The organism is Nitrobacter sp. 62-23 (assembly GCF_001897285.1).
GTDB lineage: Bacteria > Pseudomonadota > Alphaproteobacteria > Rhizobiales > Xanthobacteraceae > Nitrobacter.
The window spans coordinates 1-1,747 of the sequence record NZ_MKSM01000058.1; the positions used below are offsets into that span (position 1 = coordinate 1).

Genomic DNA, 1,747 nt, shown 5'->3' on the forward strand with positions numbered 1-1,747 from the left:
CCCGGCAGAATCAGGATGTACACCTCGGGATGACCGAAGAACCAGAACAGATGCTGGAACAGCACCGGATCGCCGCCGCCGTCGGCAGCGAAGAACGTGGTGCCGAAGTTACGGTCGGTCAACAGCATCGTGATCGCGCCCGCCAGCACCGGCAGCGACAGCACCAGCAGCCACACCGTGACCAGGATCGACCACACGAACAGCGGCATCTTGTGCATGGTCATGCCGGGTGCGCGCATGTTGAAGATCGTGGTGATGAAGTTGATCGCGCCGAGAATCGAGGAGGCGCCCGCCAGATGCACCGAGAGGATCACAAAGTCCACCGACGGACCCGGATGACCGCTCGTCGACAACGGCGCATACAGCGTCCAGCCCGTGCCGGCGCCGCTCGCCCCCGGCTCGCCCTCCATCACCGTCGACAGCAGCAGCAGCGCAAACGCCGCCGGCAGCAGCCAGAACGAGATGTTGTTCATGCGCGGAAACGCCATGTCGGGCGCGCCGATCATCAGCGGCACGAACCAGTTGCCGAAGCCGCCGATCATCGCCGGCATCACCATGAAGAAGATCATGATCAGGCCGTGCGAGGTCACAAACACGTTGTACTCGTGAGCAGGATGGAAAACCTGCACCCCGGGATACATCAGTTCCGCCCGGATGCCCATCGACATCAGACCGCCGATGATTCCCGCAACGATGGCGAACACCAGGTACATGGTCCCGATGTCCTTGTGATTGGTCGAATACGCAAAGCGCCGCCACCCGGTCGGGTGGTGCGCATGGTCATCATGGTCGTGGTCGTGGTCGTGAGCAGATGCTGCGGTTGCCATTGTCCAATCCTGTCTTTCGTCCCTTGAAGTCCTCGAACCCTGAAGAGGCTGTCGCCCTCGCCTAGCGCATCACGTCGGCGGCCGACGCCACCGCGTTCGTCGGGTTCGAAGCAAACTTCTTCTTCGCGGTCTCAACCCAGGCCGTAAAGTCCTGATCGCTCACAACCCGAACCGCAATCGGCATGAAGGCATGATCCCGGCCGCACAACTCCGAACACTGGCCGTAGAACATCCCGGTCTTGGTGGCCTTGAACCAGGTCTCGTTGAGACGACCCGGAATCGCGTCCACCTTGATGCCGAACGCAGGAACTCCAAACGAATGAATGACATCCGCCCCGGTCACCTGGACCCGGACAACCTTGTTCACCGGAACCACCAGCTCATTGTCAACCGCCAGCATCCGCGGCTGCTTGTCCTGCGCAATCAGCGAGTCAAACTCAAACTTGCCGTTGTCCGGATAGGTGTAGCTCCAGTACCACTGCTTGCCCACCGCCTTCACCGTCAGGTCCGCCTTCGGAAGATCAAGCTCCTCAAACAAAAGACGGAACGACGGTATCGCAATGCCAACAAGAATCAGAACCGGTATAATCGTCCACGCCACCTCAATCATGGTGTTGTGGGTCGTCTTCGACGGCACCGGATTGGCGCGCTCGTTAAAACGAAGCATCGCAATCACAAGCAACGCCGTCACAAACAGCGTAATAACCGTGATCACAACCAGAAGCCCGCTATGCATCCGGGCAATGCTCTCCATCACAGGAGACGCAGCAGCCTGAAAATCAAGCCCCCAGGCATGCGGCTGACCCGTGGCTTCCTCAGCAAATGCCGGTCCACACGCGGCAGCCGCCGCTACTCCAAACGCCAATCCCAGAAACCGGCGGCCAAACCGGCGGCCATCAAGGCCATTCGACATCTTCATG

The 1,747-nt window shown here is 60.1% G+C and carries 2 protein-coding genes; both read right to left on the reverse strand.

The window, feature by feature from the left end; translation table 11 throughout:
- Nucleotides 1-827 (reverse strand): cbb3-type cytochrome c oxidase subunit I (locus BGO16_RS04825; protein ID WP_292617457.1); only part of this gene is annotated, 827 nt, incomplete at its 3' end.
- Nucleotides 828-888: 61 nt separating this feature from the next.
- Nucleotides 889-1,746, reverse strand: coding sequence for a cytochrome c oxidase subunit II (gene coxB, locus BGO16_RS04830; protein WP_292617458.1), 858 nt, complete (start codon nucleotides 1,744-1,746; stop codon nucleotides 889-891).
- Nucleotide 1,747 lies beyond the last annotated feature (1 nt).